Source organism: Ulvibacter sp. 2305UL32-6, assembly GCF_058148545.1.
In genome coordinates this window covers 417,043-439,937 of record NZ_JBYVKA010000003.1, presented here as the reverse complement: position 1 = coordinate 439,937, position 22,895 = coordinate 417,043, and the positions used below count along the sequence as shown (strand labels likewise).

Genomic DNA, 22,895 nt, shown 5'->3' with positions numbered 1-22,895 from the left:
CTCTTCGCGGGAGCAAATTTATACTTTATTTACCAATATTTCGTCTTGGTGGGTATAGACAATGATTTTTTCAGCAACATCATATCCCATAGCTTCCAAAGCTTGTGCATATTCATGAATTTGAGCCTCGTATTTTTCATTGATATGCCCAGTTTTATAATCAATAATAGTCACCTTATTACCAATAAAATTGAGTCGGTCAGGGATGAGTAATCGTCCGTCTTGAGTAATGATTTCACGCTCATTTAATACAGCTTCTGGCGTTTTGTAAAAGGCTATAAGTTCGGGATGTGTAGTTACCTTTTTAATTATGGCAGTTAAAGTTTCCAGAGTTTCAGAAGGAATCACGGCACGTGAATACATCTCAGAAATTACAACATCTATATCTTCAGTGGTTTTGATCTGCTCCATGGTTTCATGAAATAGATTTCCTGCCGAAATAGCTTCACCAGCCTCAGTTTGCCAAAGAAAAGCCTCTTTTGTGATCAATTTTAAATTGTGTTCTTCGGGCGTAGACGAATAAAATATTGGTGTGATACTATTGATCTTCTGTTTTTCTTCGGAAATTTTCTTCTCAGAGTATGTTCCGAAGGAATACAGCATTTGCGAAGCATTCCACATGCCTTGCTCGCCGAGAAACGTTGCGAATAAATCACTAAAACTACTTACGGAAGAAGTTTTCTTTTCCGAAGGCATTTCGGCAAAAACATACAATTGCTCCACGGGTCGCGTAAGAGTAACATAAAGTAAGTTAAACGCATCCAACTCTAGCTGATCACGGCGTTCGTCATATAGTTTCTTACCATGTTCACCAAAATTTTCTACATCACCGTTGAAACTGATCCGCGCTTCTTCAAATACCGTTTGTGAATCATCTATAGGAAACCAAGCTTTCGCCTCAATCTCCTTGTAAATAGCAACATTGGCATACGGAAAAATAACCACTGGAAATTCGAGGCCCTTTGCTTTGTGAATGGTCATAAACTGAACCGCATTAGCACCTGCATTGGTAGCCACCGAAGCCGAGGCTTTTTTAGTTTCCCAATGATCCAAAAACCGAATGGTATCGGCCTGAGGCTGTTGTTCAAAATCGAACACAAAATCTAGGAAACCATAGAGATATGCGTCTGCCTTCTGATAGAGATTAAAACTTTTTATAATGTATTCACAGCTTTGATAAACCGAAATAGTATTTAATTTTTCAAGTTCAAAATTGACATTATAATTTGCTAATTGCGCTGTAAATGAGGTGTTGTCATTTTTTAAAAAAGCACTAAAAAAAGTGTGTTTTTCTTCTGAAATGGATAGGTGATCATGTAAAAAGTCAAGGATTTGGATTTTAACCTCGTCATTGTCGGGATATACGCTAAGAATAAGCGTATTGATCATACACTGCACCACAGGAGCATACTGGAGCAGTAAAGTTTCGGAAGAAACAACAGCCAAGTCATGCTCCATTAGAAAGCCGCTTAACGAAATTCCATCTTTTTTGCTGCGCGTAAGAACGCAGATGTCCCCCAGTTCAAAACCATCAGCAACTAATTTTTGTATAGTTTGAAGGGTTTTTTGACCATAAGCTTCGTCTTTTTCAGCAGCTGTCATCTTTTCTAAAAACTCGAGATGTACATAACCTCCCACCTGGGCATTTGCTTTTTGTTGATTGCCAATTTCGTATAAATGCTGATGCATTGCATTTCCAAAATGTTTAGCAACTGAAGAAAAGAACAGGTTGTTAAATTGAACAATTTCAGTAAAACTTCGATAATTGGTAGGCAGGTTTTCTACTGTGATATCGGCGACAGAAAACGGATGGATCTTCTGTGTAAGCGCGATAAACTGTTCGGGTAATCCGCCACGCCAACGATAGATCGATTGTTTGGCGTCACCAACTAGTAATAAACTTCCTGGCGTTTCATTCTCGTGCTGTTGCGATAGGGCATTGTCAATAAGAGGGATTAGATTCTCCCATTGTAATAGGGATGTATCTTGAAACTCGTCAATAAAAAAGTGACGGTAGCGTTCGCCGAGACGTTCATAAATAAACGGTGCTGGCTGATTTTTAATTTCTTTATTGATCAAAGCGTTAAATTCGGAAATAGGAAGCACATTCTGTTCCTCCTTAATGGCTTGTAGCTCTTGTCCTACCAAATTAATAACCGAAAGCGGCGTAAGGTTTTTAAGCATATTATCATAAAGCCAGATCTTTGAGACGATCTTTTTGGTTTGCTCAAAAGCTTCAATAAATTGCGGGGTAAGCGCATCTATGGTTTGCGCAATGATATCGGTAGTTTTTGTTTTTGGGTACATGGGTTTTTCACCCATGCTTTCTTGCCAAGCGGCACCAAAGGCTACGTTGAGATTTGAATCTGCCAATTTCTGTAGATAGGCCGGAAAAAACGCCCGTGAGCCCCCGGTAAAGTCGGTATTCTCCAAGCTCGCCTCCTCAATCGTTTGCAATGTTTTCTCGGCAATGGAGGTTACTTCTTCTTGGTATTGTGCTTTCTTTTTATGTAGTAAGGTTTTCAGTTTTTGGAAATCGGCTACCGATTTATCACGCAATTTTTCTAGGTGTGGCGCTTCATTTTCATCATATAAAATTTTTGAAGCCTTTGCGATATCTCTAGAAATGTCCCAAGACTTGTCGTCGTCGGTTTTTTCGAGTGCGTAATCTATTAAAACTGAAGTTATGGTTTGCTCAGTTCCGGCTTTATTGATAAGTTGATCAACGGCTTCGGCGAGCAATTGATCGGTGTCAAGAGTAACTTCAAAATTGGTTGCCAAAGAAAGATCTCGCGCAAAGGTGCGAATGAGATTGTGATTAAATTGATCAATGGTTTCTACGGCAAAACCAGCATAGTGATGAAGTAAGTGTTTTAGGATGTCTTTGGAGCGCTGCTGAATATCTTCGGAAGGGAGACCGGTTTCTTCGGAAATTTGAACAAACATAGCCGACGGATCTTGAATAGATTCTTCTACAGAAAAAGCGACAAGATTTTCCAAAATGCGCGATTTCATTTCGGCTACAGCCTTATTCGTAAAGGTAATTGCCAGAATTTTTTTATAATAGCTAACTTCCGAAGCCATTAAAATGCGCTTCAGATATTCCTTGACAAGGGTAAAGGTTTTACCGCTTCCGGCTGCGGCATCATAAATAAGAAAAGAATGGTTCGTCATAATAACGTTTAAAAGTAACGAAAATGAAGGGTATTAAGAATAGCATATTGGAATAATCTATAGAGATATAAGAATCTTATAAATTTTATAACAGTTTGAACGTAATGGAATGCTTATTTTTGAATAACAAATAGAATTAGTAACCAAAAAAATATTTATTATGGCTTTTGAATTACCTGAATTACCGTACGCATACGATGCCTTGGAACCTTATATTGATGAGCGTACCATGAAAATTCATCATGGGAAACATCACCAAGGATATACAGATAAATTGAACAGTGCTATTGAAGGCACGGACTTGGAAGGAAAGACCATTGAGAATATCTTGATGAACCTTGACATGAAGAACATGGCAGTTAGAAATAACGGTGGCGGATTTTACAATCACAGTTTATTCTGGCGTGTTATGTCTGGAGATGGTAGCGGAAAACCTTCTGGTGAACTAGCTAGCGCTATTGATGACGCCTTTGGAAGTTTTGATGCTTTTAAAGAAACTTTTGCGAATGCTGCAAAAACACAATTTGGCTCAGGATGGGCTTGGTTATGTGTTCAGAAAGGCGGCAAAGTCGATATTTGTAGTACGCCAAATCAAGACAATCCATTGATGCCGGGTATTGGATGTGGAGGAATACCAATTTTGGGACTTGATGTGTGGGAACACGCGTATTATTTACATTATCAAAATAAGCGTCCAGACTACGTCTCAGCTTTCTTTAACGTGATCGACTGGGAAGAGGTTGGAGCAAATTACGCTAAGAATAAATAAAATATAAATAGCAATGGAAAAGCCTCGTTACATTATGTAGCGGGGCTTTTTTATTTATAAGAAATCTAACTAGTAATAGGCAAAAACCACCAAATTAATAGAGTGGCTCTTATACATGTTCAATGTATGAATAGTTAAATTTCAACATTGCTCGCATCATTCGCTGCCCTAGAATTTGGGTAATAAAAGATGTTTGGTTAATGGGTGGGATAAGAAACCGCTCGCAAACTTCTTTGGAATACGTTGTGGTGTCTGCTGTGCTCGCGACCCCAAACGATTTGGGGCAAAATATAATTTCAAGTTCACAGGTGGGATAAGAAACCGCTCGCAAACTCCTTTGGAATACGTTGTAGCATTTCCTGTGCTCGCGACCCCAAACGATTTGGGGCAAAATATAATTCGAAGTTCACGGGTGGGATAAGAAACCGCTCGCATACTTCTTTGGAATACGTTGTAACATTTCCTGTGTTCGCGAGCCCAAGCGATTTGGGGCAAAATATAATTTCAAGTTCACGGGTGGGATAAGAAACCGCTCGCATACTCCTTTGGAATAAGTTGTAGTGTCTGCTGTGCTCGCGACCCCAAACGATTTGGGGCAAAATAATTTGGATAAAAACGAAAGTTTGGTGCATAAAAAAAGGTAAACGAGAGTTCACCTTTTTTTGCCCCAAATCTACCATGAACTTAACCTACTTATGCTATGGTATACATCAAATATATGGGATATTATAGTTTGTAAAAGGAACTTTTAGACCAATGACTTGTATTTTCGTTAAAAGGCACAAATAATACGAAAATCGACGATGAAAGGCGATAAAATTGAGAATAAGGTTGATTTTAAGACCGCTAAACACGCCTAAATGATAAAATGCTATCTCCCTAAAAATGAAATCGGTCACGCTACGAAATATACAGCTCGAGACCAAAAATTTTTAAAAGTAGAAAGTATACAAATCACGAAGTGAGGTATTTATACATCTCGCATATTGTTTAGAAAACACATTGAGTCTTGGCTTTGCTCGCGACCCCAGAGATTTGGGCCAAATAAAAAGGCGAACTTACGTCCGCCTTTTTGCCCCAAATCTTACCATGAACTTAACCTACTTATGCTATGGTATAGATCAAATATATATTATATCTAAACACAAACTACAGATTTTTCCTACTTTTGGACAAAGTGAGCTGTATACTCGTTAAAAGGTTAAATACTACAAAATTTTAACACTTAGTACGCTCTTTCAGGGTTTCCTTCGTAGAAGTGAATGTAGGCCCTATTTACCACTCGATTCCCGCCATCTGTAGGATAGTTGCCAGTAAAGTACCAATCTCCTAAGTTTTTTGGACAGGCTTTGTGTAGATCATCTACCGATTGAAAAATCAATTTTACGTCGGCATTAATAGCTCCAGCCGAAATAATTTCAGCAATTTTGTCCGAAATTTCCTCGTCTGAAAAAGGAGCGTATAATTCTTTTACATGATTGATCACTTCACTGTCTTTTAACTCAAGCTGCTTTTTACATTTGTGATAGATCTCTTCCACAATTTTTTCTGTACCGCGATCTTTGTGCAATTCTAGCGCCGCATTAAATGCTACAAGATGTTCGAGTCGTGCCATATCAATTCCGTAGCAATCGGGATAGCGAATTTGAGGAGCCGAAGAAACCACAACGATCTGCTTGGGTTGCAAACGATCCACCATTTTAAGAATACTCATTTTTAGGGTAGTACCGCGAACAATACTATCATCAATGATTACTAAGTTGTCATTTGGCTTGACTACGCCGTACGTAACGTCATAGACGTGTGCTACTAGGTCGTCTCTGCTACTATCGTCCGTAATAAACGTTCGTAGTTTAACGTCTTTAATAGCGATCTTTTCGGTGCGTATCTTATGACTTTGTATTTGGTTGAGTCTTTCCTCCGTAAGATCTCCAGCTTCTTTTAAAATAGCTTCGTTCTTTTGTTTATTGAGTTCATTTTGTGCTGCGTCGAGCATTCCGTAGAAAGAAGTCTCAGCAGTATTTGGAATAAACGAGAATACGGTGTTTTCGGTATCGTGATTGATGGCCTTTAATACCTTAGGCATGATCAAACGACCTAGTTCTTTACGCTCCTGGTAAATTTCTGCGTCACTCCCGCGAGAAAAATAAATCCGCTCAAAAGAACATGATTTTCGTTCGAGAGGAGGAAGGATCTCCTCAATATCTAACGTTCCGTCTTTTTTAAGAAGTAAAGCATTTCCTGGTTCGATCTCTTTGACGTCCTCAAATTTTACATTGAATACCGTTTGAATAACCGGGCGCTCTGAAGCTACCACGATCACTTCATCGTCTTGATAGTAGTACGCCGGACGAATACCAGCAGGGTCTCGTAGTACGAATGCATCTCCATGACCTAATAAACCTGCCATTGCATATCCACCATCCCAATTTTTGGCCGATTTGCGTAAGACCTTCCCCATATCCAAATTCTCAGCGATATATGGCGAGGCTTCAATTTTGTTTAATCCTTTAGCTTTAGCTTTTTTATACAATTTGCGCACCGCATCATCGAGAAAATGACCAATCTTTTCCATCACAGTGATGGTATCGGCTTTTTCCTTGGGATGCATTCCGAGTTGAATAAGGCTATCAAACAGCTCGGTAGTGTTTGTCATATTAAAATTTCCGGCAATAATTAGGTTACGATGCATCCAGTTGTTGGTACGCAAAAAAGGATGGACCGTTTCTACGCTATTTCCGCCGAAAGTACCATAACGCACATGTCCTAAAAACAACTCACCTAAATATGGGATTTGTTTTTTCTGAAGTGCCACGTCATCTTTTAAGGCTGGAGCTTTTTCAAATTCGTTATTGATTCGCTCGTTGATCTGCGCAAAAATATCTTGAATAGGTTGCGATTGATTGGAGCGAATTCTACTAATGTAACGCTCCCCGGGAGCAACATCGAGTTTAATACTAGCAAAACCAGCACCGTCCTGACCTCGGTTGTGCTGCTTTTCCATCATGAGGTACATTTTATTGACGCCATAGAACGCAGTACCGTATTTTTCTTTGTAATACTCGAGAGGTTTTAATAATCGCACAAGGGCAATTCCACATTCGTGTTTTAAAGCGTCACTCATTGGGATAAAATTCTAAGGTTTATGTTGTGTGATTTCAGCACAATTAAGAATGTAAAGTTCGTTATTTGGTAATGAATATTTAAAGCTTACTCGATTTTTATTAAATCAAAAACGCCTCAAAATTTGAGGCGTAATATATTATCGTATGTCAAATTGTGTTAGGTTTTTAAACTGATGCAGGCGTTTTTCTACTTCAACCTTGCTTAATTGCTGCATACGTTCTGTGCCAAATTTTTCTACACAGAAAGAGGCTAAACAAGAACCGTAAATAATAGCACGTTTCATATTTTCAAAACTATAATCGCCCGATTTTGCCAAATAACCTGTAAAGCCACCAGCAAAGGTGTCTCCAGCACCGGTAGGATCAAAAACCTCGGCGAGCGGAAGGGCGGGAGCGAAAAACATATCATCGCCATCAAATATAAGTGCACCGTGCTCCCCTTTTTTAATAACTACATAGCTCGGACCCATTTTCGAAATTTTCTTAGCTGCATTCACCAGCGAATATTCACCAGACAATTGTCTCGCTTCTTCATCGTTGATCGTGATCACATCAACTTTTGCGATTACTTTCTTTAGATCGTCTAAGGCGATGTCCATCCAAAAGTTCATGGTGTCTAGCACCACCAATTTAGGCGCCTTCATTTGTTCGATCACACTTAATTGAACCAAAGGGTGAAGGTTACCTAGCATTACAACCTCAGCATCTGCATAAGCATCTGGCACAACGGGTTGAAACGTTTCCAAAACATTTAGCTCTGTAGCCAAGGTATCACGCGAATTCATATCGTTATGATATTTACCGCTCCAAAAGAAAGTTTTACCGTCTGGGACAATTTCGAGTCCGTCCACGTTCATTCCTTTATTTGATAAAAGGTCTATATATTTCTTCGGAAAATCTCCGCCAACCACCGAAACAATAGCGCCATCGGCGTCAAAGTGCGAAGCTGCTAAACCAATATAGGTTGCGGCGCCTCCTAAGATTTTATCTGTTTTTCCGAAAGGGGTTTCAATAGCGTCAAAAGCGACGGTTCCAACAATAACCAATTTACTCATATACATTGCCCGTGAAGACGGGTATCTTTTGAATTTAGTTCTCTATTTAACTAAATACGATCCTTTTGGAAGGCGGTTCAGTAAATAGGCTGCAAAGATACGATTTTAGTTAGAATATTTTAGAGGGATAATATGGGCTTTCATCGTTAAAATGTGAAATATAACGACTCGTTTTTTTCAGATTTTCTTGGCGTTTCCTAGATACTCGTTTTACTCGATCTTGGCCAGGCTTTCGGCAGTCGCTTCACGCTTTTAGCGTGAGAGCTTCAACAAAGCCTCAATCCTTAACGCGTCGTTATTCATTTTTTCCTTAGATGAAAAAACGAATCAAAAAAATCAAGTTTCATCGAGGCATTTTTACTTCGTAAAATCAATAGGTGAAGGCTAAATTTGTTCCAAGGCTTCGCAAATTTTTAACGCCTTCACCCATTTATGCTGCGATTCAACGGTTTCAATGCTTTGCATTGATTGGGTGTTAGCTTGGGCTACTTTTATGTTTATGCAGAATATGTGCTCAAAAGGAATCTTAAGCCGCCCTTACATTCGACATTGCTCAGAGAAAAAGCTCCTTCCCTTTTTTTAGGGGAAGGTGGCAAAGCAAAGCTTTGACGGAAGGGGTGTAAAGTCTTTCCTAATTAGTGGTTCAATGCAAAAAGAAAGCACAAATTATTTATTGTTTTATAAACCGTAGCGTTTGTCTTTGCTCGTCTTCCGAAGTAATTTGAACAAAATAGATGCCAGAAGGTAATGTTCTTACATCAACAACGGCAGTCTTCATATTGGCAACTTCTAGCGCCACTATATTCGCCCCATGAACATTATAAACCGCGATTTCAGAAATTGCAAACTGATCAGAAACGATAGATAGGGTTTCTGTGGCTGGGTTTGGGAATATTTTAAAGTCAGCTAATTTGTGTTCAAGGACAGATAATTGAAAATTATTGTAGGTAGCTGTATTTCCAGCAGCTGAGGTTATAATTAATTGTTTGTCATCTCCAGAGCCTTGATTAATTTCATACTCAAAAGGATTGTCAAGGTTAAAATCAGCACTAAAAAAATCTTGAAAATAACGATTTTCGAATATGTTATTATCAGGATTATTGCACATTATTAAAGTAATACCACCATCTAAGATTTCAAAGCTCTGCTCGCTGGGATGAAATGCTAAATTGGCTTGAAATGTATTACAAACATTTGTATCGAACATGTCATCAGTATTAAAATAGATGCCTACGAATGGTACTTCGTCATTACTGGGAGGAGTGAAAGAAATTCCATCAATGACAATATGCTCAAGAAACCATTGGTTGTTGAGCAGTTGTGGGTCTTGAGCGTATATAACAAGGGAACACAACAATCCCGATAGGAGTACAAGTGTTTTCATAAAGATTATTTTAAAATTAAAAGGGGAGTAATTAAAGATACATAATTTTATTTCCTTTTAATCTTATGCTATACCGAGAGGATTTTCACTGCTACATAAAAGGAACTCCTTCGTTTTTCAACGAAGTTAGACAGAATTTTATGCTTAACGCATTTTCAAACTACGGAACCTGAATTCGAATAGAAGGGCATTTTAGAGCTCCCTTTCAGTAGAATATGCGCTCAAAAGCTACGACCTGCCCGACTGGCAAGGCGGGGATTCAGGAGCGAAGCGACGCGTAGTTTTGAGTGCGATTTTCGGCAAAGCTGAAAAATTCCTTTGAAAGGGTGTCTTTTCTTTTGGTTCGTTTCTTTCTGCATCCGACGACTCATCACCGACGAACGAAGTGAGAGGATGATGTAGAGAGGAATGCACTTCAAAGAAATGAACAAAAACATTACTTCCTTCCAAAATCAGCTGGAATCTCCCCCCAGGCTTTGGTTTCCCATTTAACAATAGTTGTGGTGTAGGTTTGTGACTTTAACCAGGATTCAGCGCGAGCAATGAGTTCGAAGAGTGTTTTGTTTTTTGCGGTTTTTTTGAGCTTGGTATTGCACTTTTTTTTCTTTACCCAGCCCATGGCGATACGGGAATCACTATAAAGAATACGGTTGCTTTGTTGCTTTTTTAAGTAGGCGAGTCCGTGAACCAACGCTAAAAACTCACCTACATTATTTGTTCCCTGCTGAAAAGGCCCTTGGTGAAACAGTTGTTTCTTTGTTTGCGTATCTACACCGCGATATTCCATGATCCCTGGATTTCCGCTAGAAGCAGCATCAACCGCAATGGAAAAAAGGTTTGGAAGTCCGTATTTGGCTTTTTCGGCTGCCGAGAGCGTTTTCTTTTTACTACCACCTTTGCCTTTATAGTCTTTATATTCTTTGTTGTAGGCTATTTTTGCCTGAGCGAGCGTTTCAAAACTCATGTATTGCGCGCCAGAAATCCCTCTGATAGCGTTTTGGCATTTTTTCCAGCTATCATAGATCCCAGCCGGGTTTCCAAACCAAACCACGTAGTATTTTTGCTTCTTTTTAGTCATATTTATTGGTTACCAAGGCGCAAAGTTTAATTTCAATCATTCAATCATTCAATCATTCAATCATTCAGTCATTGAATCTTCCCCCATCAACAATCCTTCAATTACCTTCGGAAACCACTCGTATTCTAAACTGTGAATTTTTTCGGCTACACTGTCTGCAGTATCTGTAGGCGCTACTTTTGTTTGCTTTTGAAAGATGATTGCACCCTCATCATAGTGCTCATTTACGTAATGGATGGTTATCCCTGTTTCGGTTTCTTTATTAGCAACCACCGCTTCATGCACGTGACTTCCGTACATGCCTTTTCCACCGTACTTCGGGAGGAGCGCCGGATGGATATTGATCACTTTATTTGGAAATGCCGTCAATATCTCCTTCGGAAATTTCAGAAGAAAACCGGCGAGCACAATTAGGTCGGGTTGATCTTTTTCGAGTGCTTTTATAACACCTTCCGAAGAAAAAAGCTGCTCTTTAGTAAAGGAAGAAGCCTTTATTTTAAAGGTTTTAGCGCGTTCTAAGACTTTGGCACTCTTATTGTTTGACAGCACATGAACAACCTCGGCGACATCTGTGCGCTGAAAGTATTGAATCACGTTTTGAGTGTTGGTACCACTACCCGAAGCAAAAATTACAATTCGCTTTCTCTTCATCTTTGTTTTCGGAGTTTTTTCAGAAGTAATAAATAATTATAAATAACAAAAGTACGGTAATCGGGTTTTACTTCGCCCAAAAATGTTTAAATTGGTTTCATCTTTCTGAAGAAATAGCTTTAGAGAAAGATCAAATGCGTGAGTAGATCAAAAAAGTAAAAGAGGATTTTTACGATACGCAAGTCACATTTTAAAGTTAAAATGGTGTTTCTAGTTAAAATATTTTATTTTTGCCACTTAATTAAATTTTAAAAACAAGAATTATGTCAGACATTGCATCAAGAGTAAAAGCTATTATCGTTGATAAATTAGGTGTAGACGAAAACGAAGTTGTAAATGAAGCAAGCTTCACAAACGATTTAGGAGCAGACTCACTAGATACGGTAGAGCTTATCATGGAATTTGAAAAAGAATTCGACATTCAGATTCCGGATGATCAAGCTGAGAATATTGCGACAGTAGGTCAAGCAGTATCTTATATAGAAGAAGCAAAAAAATAAGACTTCTTTATGGAATTAAAGCGAGTTGTAGTTACAGGATTAGGTGCCCTTACGCCCATTGGCAATAACATTTCAGAATACTGGGATGGACTTAAAAATGGAAAGAGCGGAAGCGCCCTTATTACTTATTTTGATACCGAAAAGTTCAAAACAAAATTCGCTTGCGAACTTAAAAATTTCGACCCATTACAACATTTTGATAGAAAGGAAGCTCGAAGATTAGATCGCTTTGCTCAATATGCCATGGTTTCAAGTGATGAAGCCATATTAGATTCTGGTTTTAACCTCGATGAGGTTGATAAATTTAGAGTTGGTGTTATTTGGGGAGCAGGAATTGGAGGCTTGGAAACATTTCAAGATGAGGTAATAAACTTTGCAGAAGGGGATGGAACACCACGTTTCAACCCCTTCTTTATTCCTAAAATGATCGCCGATATTGCTCCTGGTAATATCTCGATCAAACATGGGTTTATGGGGCCGAATTACACAACAGTTTCGGCATGTGCCTCTTCAGCTAACGCGATGATAGACGCACTTAACTACATTAGATTAGGAACTTGCGATATTATTGTGACTGGAGGTAGTGAAGCTGCAGTTACCAAAGCAGGGATGGGTGGCTTTAATGCTATGCATGCTTTATCAACACTAAATGAGAGTCCCGAAACAGCATCAAGACCTTTTGATGCAACACGTGACGGATTTGTATTAGGAGAAGGCGCGGGAGCGTTGATCCTAGAAGAATATGAACACGCTAAAAAGCGTGGTGCAAAAATTTATGCCGAAGTTATTGGTGGTGGAATGTCTAGTGATGCATATCACATGACTGCTCCACACCCTGATGGTATTGGCGTAGAACGAGTAATGCTTAACTGTCTTAATGACGCAGGCATTGATGCTAGTGAAGTTGATGCCATAAATACACATGGTACCTCAACGCCTTTAGGCGATGTAGCAGAGTTGAAAGCCATAAGCAAGATCTTTGGCAAGCATGCCAATGAGATCAATATCAATTCTACGAAGTCGATGACAGGGCATTTATTAGGAGCGGCCGGAGCTATTGAGGCCATTGCATCTATACTTGCAATGCAACACAATTTGGTTCCTCCAACAATTAATCACACCACTATTGATGAAAATATTGATCAGTCGCTTAATTTGACGCTAAACAAGGCGCAAGCAAGACAAGTCAATATCGCCATGAGTAATACTTTTGGTTTTGGCGGTCATAATGCTTGTGTATTGTTTAAAAAAATTGACGACTAAGCGTTGCTATGGCATCCATAAAAAACATATTTAATTCCCGTTCTTCAACAGACGGGGATTTTTTTTTGCAGGTAAAAAAGATACTTGGCTTTAAGCCCAAGAATATTGCGCTCTACGAAGAAGCTTTTACGCATCGATCTACCAATGAAAAAAATAGCGAGGGGCATTCACAAAATTATGAACGTTTAGAGTTTTTAGGCGATGCGATGCTTGGCGCTGTGATCGCTTCTCACCTTTTTAAAGAGGTTCCTGGAGGAAACGAAGGCTATCTAACTAAAATGCGCTCAAAGGTTGTGAGTAGGGAGCATCTCAATGAACTTGGGAGAGATCTAAAGCTTATTTTACTAGTAAAGACCTCGATTCCAACAAAGCAATTTGGCGAGAATATCCACGGAAATGTTTTTGAAGCACTCGTAGGTGCTATTTATTTAGATCGGGGCTATCGTTTTTGCGAAAAGTTTATCAATAAACGTGTGATCAAGCCGTATGTAGATATTGAAAAACTGGAAGGCAAGATCATAAGCTACAAAAGCTTGTTTATAGAATGGTGTCAAAAGAATAAGAAGAAATTCAAATTTGCGGTTTATGAAGACACGGGAACCGACGCGCTTAAACACTTCGCAGTAAAATTGCAATTAGACGATCAAGTAGTTGGAAAGGCTAGGGCCACCTCCAAAAAGAAGGCTGAGGAACGCGCGGCAAAGAGAGCGTATTACAAGCTTCAAATTACGATCGACAACGAAATGTTGTAACCTTTACAAAGCGTTTGAGCATTCTGTTCTTTTAAAGAATAATTTCACATAGATTTTACACAGTCTCCGTTTTCTTTTCGGAAAGTATCCTTATTTTTAAACGATAGAAACAGCTAACTTATGCCTCTGTCTAGATACTAATGGCACACTATAAATTGATCTTAGAAGATGATGATGCAGAAGACTTTAGTCTTTTGGCTATTCACTGTAGTGAAGAAGCATATAAAATGGGCTTTTTACTAAATAAATACCTAAGTTTGCAACTAGAGCGTTGGCATGTCGACCTTGATCTTTCAAGTAACGGACTCGATTTGATGTTTCCTATCTTTGAATTTGAAGATAAAAGAAAGTATACAACCTTTCACTTGGTAGCCAATGTCTGTAGCTCAAAAATAGCTACCTTGCAAAGCAGTGGGGGTCTGTTTGATGATTCGACCAATGAGAAGACTGTCATCACTTATTTGCTTCCAGAGTTCAAAAATGTAGATTTTTTTCTAAAAATTTCTTCGGAAGATCAACGCGATTCATTAAAACAACTCGTTCGCTCCATTAATGAAATTCCTCAGGTTATTTCAGCATATAGCATAGATACCGAAACGATTAAAACTAAAAATAATTTAATTTTTTATTGATGCCACACCAAAAGAAGACCAAAATAGTTGCAACACTAGGACCAGCAACCGCAGATAAAGAAATATTAAAGCAAATGATTCTTGAAGGTGTCAATGTTTTTCGTGTGAACTTCTCTCATGCCGATTATGATAATGTGAAAGAGACCATAATCATGATTCGCGAATTAGGGAAAGAGCTAAATACCACCACGGCTATTCTGGCCGATCTTCAAGGTCCAAAATTACGGGTCGGAATTATGAAGGAAGAGGTTATTGTACATCCAGGAGATAAAATTTCGTTTTGTACTGGTAAAGAGTTTGAAGGTACGGCGAAGAAAGTTTATATGAATTATGACAACTTTCCGAAGGATGTCAAAGCGGGAGAACGTGTTTTGCTTGACGATGGAAAATTGATGTTTGAAGTACTTTCAACCGATGGTGAGAAAGAAGTTAAAACAAAAGTAATCCAAGGCGGACCCTTGCGTTCGCGAAAAGGAGTTAATCTTCCCAATACAAACATTTCATTACCAGCACTGACAGCAAAAGATAAAAAGGATGCCATTTTTGCTATTTCTTTGGAAGTAGATTGGATCGCACTTTCCTTTGTGCGACACGCCGAAGATCTTAAAGAACTACAAGCAATTATAGAAGCACATAGCGAGTATAAAATTCCTATTATCGCAAAAATTGAAAAGCCCGAAGCCGTTGAAAATATAGATAAGATCGTTGCTTATTGTGACGGACTCATGGTGGCGCGAGGCGATCTTGGGGTTGAAGTTCCTGCAGCAGAAGTGCCTCTTATTCAGAAAGAACTAGTGCTTACTGCCAAACGCGCTCGTATTCCCGTGATTATTGCAACCCAGATGATGGAAACGATGATCACTTCGTTAACGCCCACACGTGCTGAAGTAAACGATGTAGCCAACAGTGTTATGGATGGCGCCGATGCTGTGATGTTGAGTGGAGAAACTTCCGTAGGAAAATATCCTGTAGAGGTTATAAAAACAATGGCTAATATCTGTAAAAATGTAGAAAATAGTGAGCTAATTAACGTCCCACAAGAGCCACCGCACATTCGAACCAATCGGTATATCACCAAATCGATCTGTTATCACGCCGCAACCATGGCAAATGAAATTGATGCAGTAGCCATTTGTACACTTACAAATAGTGGATATACCGCCTTTCAAATTTCAGCCTGGCGGCCAGATGCACATATTTTAGTATTTACGTCAAATCATCGCATTTTGTCTAGATTGAACTTGTTATGGGGAGTAAAATCTTTTTTTTATGATAAGTATGTTAGTACAGACGAAACTGTAGAAGATGTAAATCGAATTGCACACGAGCAGGGGTTTGTTGAAAAGGGGGATTATTTGATCAATCTTGCAGCCATGCCGATCGTTGATAAAGGAATGGTGAACACCTTACGGGTTTCGCAGGTTTAGTCAAGCACAACCTTAATCTACAAACACAAAATGCTCAATTTGTAGCAGTGATGGGTCAGGTTTGGTGATAATGATGCCACGCCCAGAGCCTTCTGCACGCCAACTGTAACTGATGGTGTCTAATTGATTATTGCTTCGCTTGATCATAAGATCACTACTCCAAACATCTTTGGGCTTAGTGGGTTCTTCGATGACTTCGGAAGTAATGCCATTTGGATTTGGAAACACCAAACTTCGTGGGATCTCAAAAAGATTTTGGGCAATGTAATACGCCTCATGCCAATTAGCATTGGGAAGCTTTATAAATTCGCGATACCCTTGATGAAAATCGGGGCCATTTTCTTTTTGCTCATAGGTTACTGCTGCATCTTTAGCTTTTAATTGTTCTACATAATCTTCCACCGAAACACCTTTTACAGGCATAGGATACGGAGACAAATAGCCACTAAAACAGTAGCCTTCGAGTCCGTTAAACACTACTGCCTGCATTACGCCCTCAATATGATCGACGCTAATACTTGTTTGTGTGGTTTGAGGTTTTACAATCACCATACTTCCATACGGCATAACCGCCAATTTATCGCTTTTGGTGGTGTTTGATTTCCGTAGCGATAATCCGCTTGCAGCCATTACATAAAATTCCGTTTGGTTTTGTCGCTTCTGAATAGCTTCGGAAACTGAAACATCTTCGGGCACTGCAACTAAGGTTTCTTCCGTACTATTTTTACAGGCGCTCAGCACTATAAAAAAACTAGCGGATGCAATTAAAATTAGTCTTTTTACCATAACGCTTCATTTTATACCTAAGATACGCATCTTTCCGAAGAAAACATAAAGTGACACATTATCAATAACAGTACAAAAAAAACCGAAACAAAGCGTTCCGGGTTTTTAAACATGAGGCAAAAAATCTATTTAATGGTCTCTGTCTTTGTGATTTTCATGGTTTCACCATCTTGTACAATGCTCACAGTACTATCAAACGTTTCTGAACCATATACATATTCAATTTTTTCTAAGGTGTTGTCTTTTCGCGTGATCTGAAGTTCACTTTTCCAGATTCCTTTTTTAGGTTTGCCATCAAATAATGTTTCAGAATTAGTGCCTTTTTGATTTGGGAAAGCAAATTCTTTCGGGAAATCAAACAAACGCTGCGCAATAAAGAAGGCTTCATGCCACTGTGTTGTTGGCAGGCTTAATGTTTGTGTGTTTACTGGCTCACTTACCGTACCGCCAATAGTTTCACTAAAGGAAACATTTGGAAATAGCTGCTGCAAGTCGTCTGCGTAAATTTTTGCATTGATATTTGGCTCAGGAGGGAAAAACTTGGAGAGATATCCTGTAAAAGCAAATCCTTTTTGGTGATTAAAAGCAACTTCGTTCATGGCACCGCGGATTCCGCCAACGGTCATGGTAGCATTTTCTTCCGAAGTAAGCACCTCAACACGCGTTCCGTAGGGCATACGCGCTAGTTTATCGCTGTTTAAATTGTTGTATTCCCGCAATGTGAGACCGCTAGGTGCCGTCACATATAGATACTGAGAAGACGGATTTTCTGCATTCCCAATATCTGCAACCGCAAGATCATGGCTTGCATCGGCGGGAAATTCGTTTGAAGTTAAGGTGTTTTGGACGTCGTTTTTGCAGGCTGCGAATAAAGAAATTAGGGCAACCGCCGCGATTGAATAAGCTACTTTTTTCATAATGGTAAAATTTAGATTAATAAAAAGTAGTTTGCTTACATACGTCAAAAGTCTATTTTAAGTTGAACGTCGATCGTTTTCTCTTCGGAAACGAGCTTCGAGGTTTTTTTATCTTCGTTATTCAGATTTGATATAGAGATTCCCAACAAACGTACCGAGTTTCTCATTTTCTCCTGAAATAACAAATCTTTAACAGTATCCAGGATAAGATCAGCATTGGCAATGTATAGCGCCAACGTCTTGCTTCTAGTCTGTAACGTAAAATCACTGTATTTAATTTTAAGCGTAATGGTTTTTCCTGCGACTTTACTTTTTTTGAGACGTCGTTCTACCTCCTTAGCAATATCCTCCAAGCGTTCCATCATATAGATTTCGCTAGAAATATTTTCATTAAAAGTACGTTCGGCTGCCAATGATTTCCGGGTACGTTCTGGTTTTACTTTACTAGTATGGATTCCACGAACGATATTGTAATAATAGCCGCCACTTTTTCCGAAGTGCTCCTCCAAAAATTCTAAAGACCGCGCTTTAAGATCTTTGCCGGTATAAATTCCTTGACGATACATTTTGTCTTTCATCACCTTGCCAACACCGTAGAATTTTTTAACGTCTAGCGTTTCTAGAAACGGAATCACCTCTTCTGGGGGAATTGTTTTTTGTCCGTTAGGCTTATTGATATCGCTTGCTACTTTGGCAATAAACTTATTGATTGAGATCCCTGCGGAAGCATTGAGACCCGTTTTTTCCTTGATGCGTGCACGAATTTCCTGCGCTATCAGGGAAGCACTCGGATTTCCTTTTTTATTTTCAGTAACGTCGAGATAGGCTTCATCTAGCGAGAGCGGCTCTACAAGATCGGTGTATTCAAAAAACACCTTTCTAATTTGATCAGAGATCTCATGGTAGCGATCAAAACGGGTTTTTACAAAGATAAGGTCGGGACATAATTTTCGAGCAAGAACGCCGCTCATAGCCGAACGCACTCCATATTTCCGAGCTTCATAACTCGCTGCACTTACAACCCCTCGGTTACCACCACCGCCAACAGCCAAAGGCTTGCCAAGGAGCTCCGGATTGTCAAGTTGCTCTACCGAAGCATAAAATGCATCCATATCTACGTGAATGATCTTTCGTTGTGGTAATGCCGTCTCCATCCTGTAAATTTAATATCTTTATTCACAGCAAACACATCCAAAATAAACGTTTGTTGTTTTAATTTAAGGAGTAGATCTATGCCAAAAACAGCTATTATTTTAGGAGCAACCGGACTCACGGGTGGCGCATTATTAAATTTATTGCTAAATGATCACGGCTATGAGAAGGTAAAAGTGTTTGGAAGAAGTTCTACAGAAATTGAGCATCCCAAATTGGAGGAACATCTTATTGATATGTTTGCATTAGAGAATTCTAAAGATGCGTTTACAGCTGATGTGGTCTTTTGCTGTATAGGAACCACCAAGGCAAAAACACCCAATAAGGAAACCTACAAAAAGATCGATTACGGAATTCCCGTAAGTGCCGCTAAACTTGCCAAGGCGAATGATATTAAAACATTTGTAGTGATCTCGGCGCTTGGAGCCGATGCTTCGAGTGGTGTTTTCTACAATAAAGTAAAGGGTGAAATGGAGCGTGATGTGATGGCACAAGGAATAAAGAACACATACATCATGCAGCCGTCACTTATTGGTGGCGATCGAACTGAAAAAAGATCAGGTGAGCGATTAGCGCAATTTTTTATGGGAACATTTAGTTTTTTAGTTCCAAAAAAGTACAAAATTATCGAACCAAAAACGATCGCTAAAGCGATGTCTGTTGTTGCTTTAACCGGTTTTTCAGAAATTAGAATCGAATCGGATAAAATCAAGGAAATTGCGCAAGACACTTCCAAATGAATTTAAACCAAGTTACCATACCATCTTTAGATGTGCCACGGGCGATCACGTTTTATAAAAAACTCGGACTGCGGTTAATTGTTCATACACATGATGCATATGCCCGTTTTGAATGTATGGAGGGGGAGAGTACTTTTTCAATCCATAAAGTTGATACACTTAGAAAAGGGGAGGGAGTCGTTATTTATTTTGAGGTGACAGACCTTTTTAAAACCGTTTCAGCATTGAAGTCCAAGGGAATTATATTTGATCAAGACCCAAAAGAAGAGTCCTGGTTATGGCATGAAGCGCGGTTGAAAGACCTAGACGGAAACCAACTTATTATTTATCACGCAGGAGAAAACCGAAAAAATCCGCCTTGGCGAAAAACAGACAAAGATGCTTGAAATAGAACGTAAATTTTTGGTTTCTTCGGAAGCATTTAAAAAAGAAGCTCAAAAGAAAACCCGAATAGTACAAGGTTTCTTAAACACACATCCAGAGCGCACCGTTCGTATTCGTATCAAGGGAGCGCAAGCATTTATCACGGTTAAAGGGATCTCAGATAAGGCTGGCGTGAGCAGGTTTGAATGGGAACGGGAGATTTCGACAACGGAAGCGGAGGCGTTGCTTAAGCTTTGTGAGCCCGGGATGATCGACAAGATACGGTATGAAGTTTCGGTAGGCGAGCATATTTTTGAGGTAGATGAATTCTTCGGAAATAATGAGGGCTTAGTTGTTGCGGAAGTAGAACTTTCCGAAGCAAATGAAATTTTTACAAAACCCGATTGGTTGGGCAACGAAGTGACAGGAATCACAAAATATTACAATTCGCAGCTTAGTAAGCACCCTTTCTCTTCCTGGCGATAATATAAACAAGCAGATCATTTTGTAACTTTCCGAAGCATCAACTAAAAGCAAAAACTATGAAGGATATTATAAAATTAGCAACAGTGGGATGTGTTATTGCGTTCATTTCATGCAAACCTGAGGTGCATCGTGAGTATATGATGGAACCGTGTCCGGAGGACGAAAAAATATCTGCCACTGCTCAAATACAACAACTCAAAGAAGACGGCTTCGAAATTTTTGAGATGGTAGATGAAACCACAGGTGATACACTTATTATGCAGCAGTATTTTATGGCTTTTTTAAAAAAAGGGCCAAATCGAGATCAATCTAAAACCGAGGCTGATAGTTTACAAGTACTGCACTTAAACCATCTTACGCGTATGTATACCGAAGGTTATGCCGATGTATCCGGTCCGTTTGGAGATGAAGGCGAAACAATGGGTATTACCATTTATAACGTGCCAACTTTAAAGATAGCAGATAGCCTGGCGAATCTCGATCCGATGGTACAAGCTGGCAGATTAGCGATTGAAATTCGTCCGTGGTGGGCCGGAAAAGGATACGGAATGCGTTAGTATGTATATTCTAAAAGGGTAGGATTGGTAAGGATTCCACGTATTGGATGGATTACCAAATGATCTAATATTTCTTGCAAAGCGTACTGTTTAGTAAACTCAGAACTTGCTATGACCTCATCTATTTTATATAGGTGTAGTTCACAGAAAAGCTGTAGGTTTATATCTTTTCGGATATCTTTTTGTTGCTGGGCCTCTTCCAACAGCTCTTTAATAATATCAAAAAGAATAGTTTTTTTATTGGTTTGATATAGAGCAAAACAATCGGGATGATATTTACGGAGCTCTGCGTAAAAGGCCAAATCGTATGACATCATCTGTTTAATTCCATAATGATATATTTCAATAACCTTTTGGATAGGAGGACTGGTTTGGTTTAAAATGGAGTCAAGGACGAGGAAGTGTTTTTTAAAAATAAAGAAGATCGATTCTTCGATGAGGTGATCTTTGCTTTGATAACGTTCATATAGCGTTTTTTTTGAAATCCCTAGTTCGCTGGCAATGGTATCCATAGAAACACTCCGTACACCGTATTTTTTAAACAGTGCAAGAATCCTTTTTGTTGTATGTTCGTTTTCTTTTTGCATTTTTTTTAAAACCCCCGAATTATCATAGATCAAGTCGGGGGTTAAAACAACCAACCATAAAAAATCATTTATCTTTTAAAGCCAACCTCCACCAAGGGCTTCGTATAGGTCAACCACAGATATTAACTGCTGAAGTTTGCTATCTATTATATTAAGTTCAGCTCCTAAAGCACTTTGTCTTGCAGTTAATAGATCTAAGTAGTTTGCGTAACCATTTTTTAGTAATTCTTCTGAATTTGCTTCGGCTGTACGTAAAGCTTCGACCTCATTTTTTCTAAACTCGAATTTTTTCGTTTCAGATTCATACGAAAACAAAGCATTAGAGACCTCGGTTCCAGCAATTAACAAGGTCTTTTTAAACTCAAGCAATGCTTGTTCTTGTTGTGCGATGGCAACTTCCTTTTGTGTTTTAAGCTTTCGTTGATTTAAAAGTGGTTGTGTTAATCCACCAACGAGGGTAGCAAATAAGGAGTTTGCGTTGAATAATTTGTCTAATTCTAAGCTTTGAAATCCGCCAGCGGCTGTTAACGTTAATGAAGGGTATAAATTACTTGTAGCAACGTTTGTTAGCTCAAAAGATTGAATCAATCCATATTCGGCCGACATGACATCGGGTCTATTTCTCAATAGGCTTGCCGGTACACCAACATTTAGATCTTGTTCAATTTTTTGAATATCTAGATCACTTCTTTCAAAATGCTGAGGTGATTTACCCAATAAGATACTTAGCGTATTTTCAGTTTTAAAAATGGCGGTTTCAATATCTACTTGTAAAGCTTTGGCATTATTGTATTGCGCGATGTTTTGGTCAACCGCCACTTGAGTGACCTGCCCTGCATCTTTTAAAGCTTTAATTGTAGTTACACTACTATCTCTTGTTATAATTGTTTCTTTCGTTACTTTTAATTGCGCATCTAAAGCCAAGAGGTTGTAATACGTATTAGCAATACTAGAGATCAACTGTGTTTTTACGGCCTGATGCCCTGCAACACTTTGTAAGTAAGCAGCCTGTGTCGCTCTTTTATTGCTTCGTATTTTCCCCCAAATGTCGGCTTCCCAAGAGAGGTTTGCTGTAACGTCAAACTGATCTGTTGAGGTGTTCGATAAAAACGCTCCAAACTGACTGTTTTTTGAAAGTTCTTGGTGGGTATAATTAGGTCCAACACTTAAGGTTGGTAAATAACCTGCTTTTCCTTGTTTTGCGTAAGCTTCTGCTGCCACCATTTGCTGAATTGCAATTCGAACATCCATATTATTTTGCAGCCCTTCTTCAATATATTGTTGAAGATATTGGTCTGTAAATAATGTTCTCCAGGACACATCACCAAGCGAGAGACTATCTGTTGGCAAATTATCTGTTCTGTAAAGTGCCTCCGTCTCTGGTAGTTCGGGTCTGGTATAATCTTGAGCAACAAAACAACTCTGTAATGTTACTGCAACGAGGAGCATCAAGATACTTTTACTGATATTTTTATATTCTAGAAGTGATTTCATTGT

Annotated in this window: 21 protein-coding genes; 10 read left to right on the top strand and 11 right to left on the bottom strand. The window is 39.0% G+C overall.

Annotation, left to right across the window (positions count from 1 at the left end; genetic code table 11):
- Nucleotides 1–18: 18 nt before the first annotated feature.
- Nucleotides 19–3,174: a UvrD-helicase domain-containing protein gene (locus tag ACY2RU_RS11700; protein WP_490138647.1), complete on the bottom strand. Its 3,156-nt coding sequence runs from the start codon at nt 3,172–3,174 to the stop codon at nt 19–21.
- 160 nt (nt 3,175–3,334) lie between these two features.
- Between ACY2RU_RS11700 and ACY2RU_RS11695 the strand changes: the two genes are divergently transcribed.
- Nucleotides 3,335–3,943 (top strand): superoxide dismutase, encoded by a 609-nt coding sequence (locus ACY2RU_RS11695; protein WP_490138646.1) that lies wholly within the window; start codon nt 3,335–3,337, stop codon nt 3,941–3,943.
- A gap of 1,225 nt (nt 3,944–5,168) precedes the next feature.
- On the opposite strand, the gene ACY2RU_RS11690 is transcribed toward ACY2RU_RS11695, so the two are convergent.
- From ACY2RU_RS11690 to purN, 5 genes are all read right to left on the bottom strand, one after another.
- The gene (locus ACY2RU_RS11690; RefSeq protein WP_490138645.1) at nt 5,169–7,067 is read right to left on the bottom strand and encodes an amidophosphoribosyltransferase; all 1,899 of its coding nucleotides are present in this window, start codon (nt 7,065–7,067) and stop codon (nt 5,169–5,171) included.
- A 138-nt stretch (nt 7,068–7,205) separates the two neighbouring features.
- The gene (locus ACY2RU_RS11685; protein ID WP_490138644.1) at nt 7,206–8,123 is read right to left on the bottom strand and encodes a PfkB family carbohydrate kinase; all 918 of its coding nucleotides are present in this window, start codon (nt 8,121–8,123) and stop codon (nt 7,206–7,208) included.
- 670 nt (nt 8,124–8,793) lie between these two features.
- Nucleotides 8,794–9,507 carry a T9SS type A sorting domain-containing protein gene (locus tag ACY2RU_RS11680; RefSeq protein ID WP_490138643.1) on the bottom strand — a complete coding sequence of 238 codons (714 nt, stop codon included), beginning with the start codon at nt 9,505–9,507 and terminating at the stop codon, nt 8,794–8,796.
- A 436-nt stretch (nt 9,508–9,943) separates the two neighbouring features.
- The gene (locus ACY2RU_RS11675) at nt 9,944–10,585 is read right to left on the bottom strand and encodes a ribonuclease H1 domain-containing protein (RefSeq protein ID WP_490138642.1); all 642 of its coding nucleotides are present in this window, start codon (nt 10,583–10,585) and stop codon (nt 9,944–9,946) included.
- Between the two features lie 60 nt (nt 10,586–10,645).
- Nucleotides 10,646–11,236, bottom strand: coding sequence for a phosphoribosylglycinamide formyltransferase (gene purN, locus ACY2RU_RS11670; RefSeq protein ID WP_490138641.1), 591 nt, complete (start codon nt 11,234–11,236; stop codon nt 10,646–10,648).
- A gap of 263 nt (nt 11,237–11,499) precedes the next feature.
- Here purN and ACY2RU_RS11665 point away from each other — a divergent pair, with 263 nt between their 5' ends.
- The 5 genes from ACY2RU_RS11665 to pyk all read left to right on the top strand — a co-directional run bounded on the left by ACY2RU_RS11665 (nt 11,500) and on the right by pyk (nt 15,810).
- Nucleotides 11,500–11,736, top strand: coding sequence for an acyl carrier protein (locus ACY2RU_RS11665; protein WP_121906110.1), 237 nt, complete (start codon nt 11,500–11,502; stop codon nt 11,734–11,736).
- A gap of 9 nt (nt 11,737–11,745) precedes the next feature.
- Nucleotides 11,746–12,999 carry a beta-ketoacyl-ACP synthase II gene (gene fabF / locus ACY2RU_RS11660; RefSeq protein WP_490138640.1) on the top strand — a complete coding sequence of 418 codons (1,254 nt, stop codon included), beginning with the start codon at nt 11,746–11,748 and terminating at the stop codon, nt 12,997–12,999.
- Between the two features lie 8 nt (nt 13,000–13,007).
- Nucleotides 13,008–13,751 carry a ribonuclease III gene (gene rnc, locus ACY2RU_RS11655; protein ID WP_490138639.1) on the top strand — a complete coding sequence of 248 codons (744 nt, stop codon included), beginning with the start codon at nt 13,008–13,010 and terminating at the stop codon, nt 13,749–13,751.
- A gap of 140 nt (nt 13,752–13,891) precedes the next feature.
- Complete coding sequence (locus ACY2RU_RS11650) at nt 13,892–14,383, top strand: IPExxxVDY family protein (RefSeq protein WP_490138638.1); 492 nt, start codon at nt 13,892–13,894, stop codon at nt 14,381–14,383.
- A complete protein-coding gene (gene pyk, locus ACY2RU_RS11645) occupies nt 14,383–15,810 on the top strand; it encodes a pyruvate kinase (RefSeq protein WP_490138637.1) in 1,428 nt (475 codons plus the stop codon). The genes ACY2RU_RS11650 and pyk overlap by 1 nt, the downstream gene beginning before the upstream one ends.
- 12 nt (nt 15,811–15,822) lie before the next feature.
- Here the strand turns inward: pyk and ACY2RU_RS11640 are convergent, their stop codons facing one another.
- The 3 genes from ACY2RU_RS11640 to dinB form a co-directional block, all read right to left on the bottom strand.
- Nucleotides 15,823–16,596 (bottom strand): SH3 domain-containing protein, encoded by a 774-nt coding sequence (locus tag ACY2RU_RS11640; RefSeq protein WP_490138636.1) that lies wholly within the window; start codon nt 16,594–16,596, stop codon nt 15,823–15,825.
- 125 nt (nt 16,597–16,721) lie between these two features.
- Nucleotides 16,722–17,513 (bottom strand): hypothetical protein, encoded by a 792-nt coding sequence (locus ACY2RU_RS11635; RefSeq protein WP_490138635.1) that lies wholly within the window; start codon nt 17,511–17,513, stop codon nt 16,722–16,724.
- 44 nt (nt 17,514–17,557) lie between these two features.
- The gene (gene dinB, locus ACY2RU_RS11630) at nt 17,558–18,667 is read right to left on the bottom strand and encodes a DNA polymerase IV (RefSeq protein ID WP_490138634.1); all 1,110 of its coding nucleotides are present in this window, start codon (nt 18,665–18,667) and stop codon (nt 17,558–17,560) included.
- Nucleotides 18,668–18,745: 78 nt separating this feature from the next.
- On the opposite strand from dinB, the gene ACY2RU_RS11625 reads away from it, so the two are divergent.
- Genes ACY2RU_RS11625 through ACY2RU_RS11610 form a run of 4 tightly spaced genes read left to right on the top strand, consistent with a single transcriptional unit; the run spans nt 18,746 to nt 20,811 of the window.
- Nucleotides 18,746–19,405: an NAD(P)H-binding protein gene (locus ACY2RU_RS11625; protein ID WP_490138633.1), complete on the top strand. Its 660-nt coding sequence runs from the start codon at nt 18,746–18,748 to the stop codon at nt 19,403–19,405.
- Nucleotides 19,402–19,791, top strand: coding sequence for a VOC family protein (locus tag ACY2RU_RS11620; RefSeq protein WP_490138632.1), 390 nt, complete (start codon nt 19,402–19,404; stop codon nt 19,789–19,791). The genes ACY2RU_RS11625 and ACY2RU_RS11620 overlap by 4 nt, the downstream gene beginning before the upstream one ends.
- On the top strand, nt 19,784–20,254 hold the full coding sequence (locus tag ACY2RU_RS11615) for a CYTH domain-containing protein (protein WP_490138631.1): 471 nt from the start codon (nt 19,784–19,786) through the stop codon (nt 20,252–20,254). The genes ACY2RU_RS11620 and ACY2RU_RS11615 overlap by 8 nt, the downstream gene beginning before the upstream one ends.
- A gap of 56 nt (nt 20,255–20,310) precedes the next feature.
- Nucleotides 20,311–20,811 (top strand): YciI family protein, encoded by a 501-nt coding sequence (locus ACY2RU_RS11610; protein ID WP_490138630.1) that lies wholly within the window; start codon nt 20,311–20,313, stop codon nt 20,809–20,811.
- On the opposite strand, the gene ACY2RU_RS11605 is transcribed toward ACY2RU_RS11610, so the two are convergent.
- Nucleotides 20,808–21,398, bottom strand: coding sequence for a TetR/AcrR family transcriptional regulator (locus ACY2RU_RS11605; RefSeq protein ID WP_490138629.1), 591 nt, complete (start codon nt 21,396–21,398; stop codon nt 20,808–20,810). The genes ACY2RU_RS11610 and ACY2RU_RS11605 overlap by 4 nt on opposite strands.
- Nucleotides 21,399–21,473: 75 nt before the next feature.
- On the bottom strand, nt 21,474–22,892 hold the full coding sequence (locus ACY2RU_RS11600; protein ID WP_490138628.1) for an efflux transporter outer membrane subunit: 1,419 nt from the start codon (nt 22,890–22,892) through the stop codon (nt 21,474–21,476).
- Nucleotides 22,893–22,895: the final 3 nt, after the last annotated feature.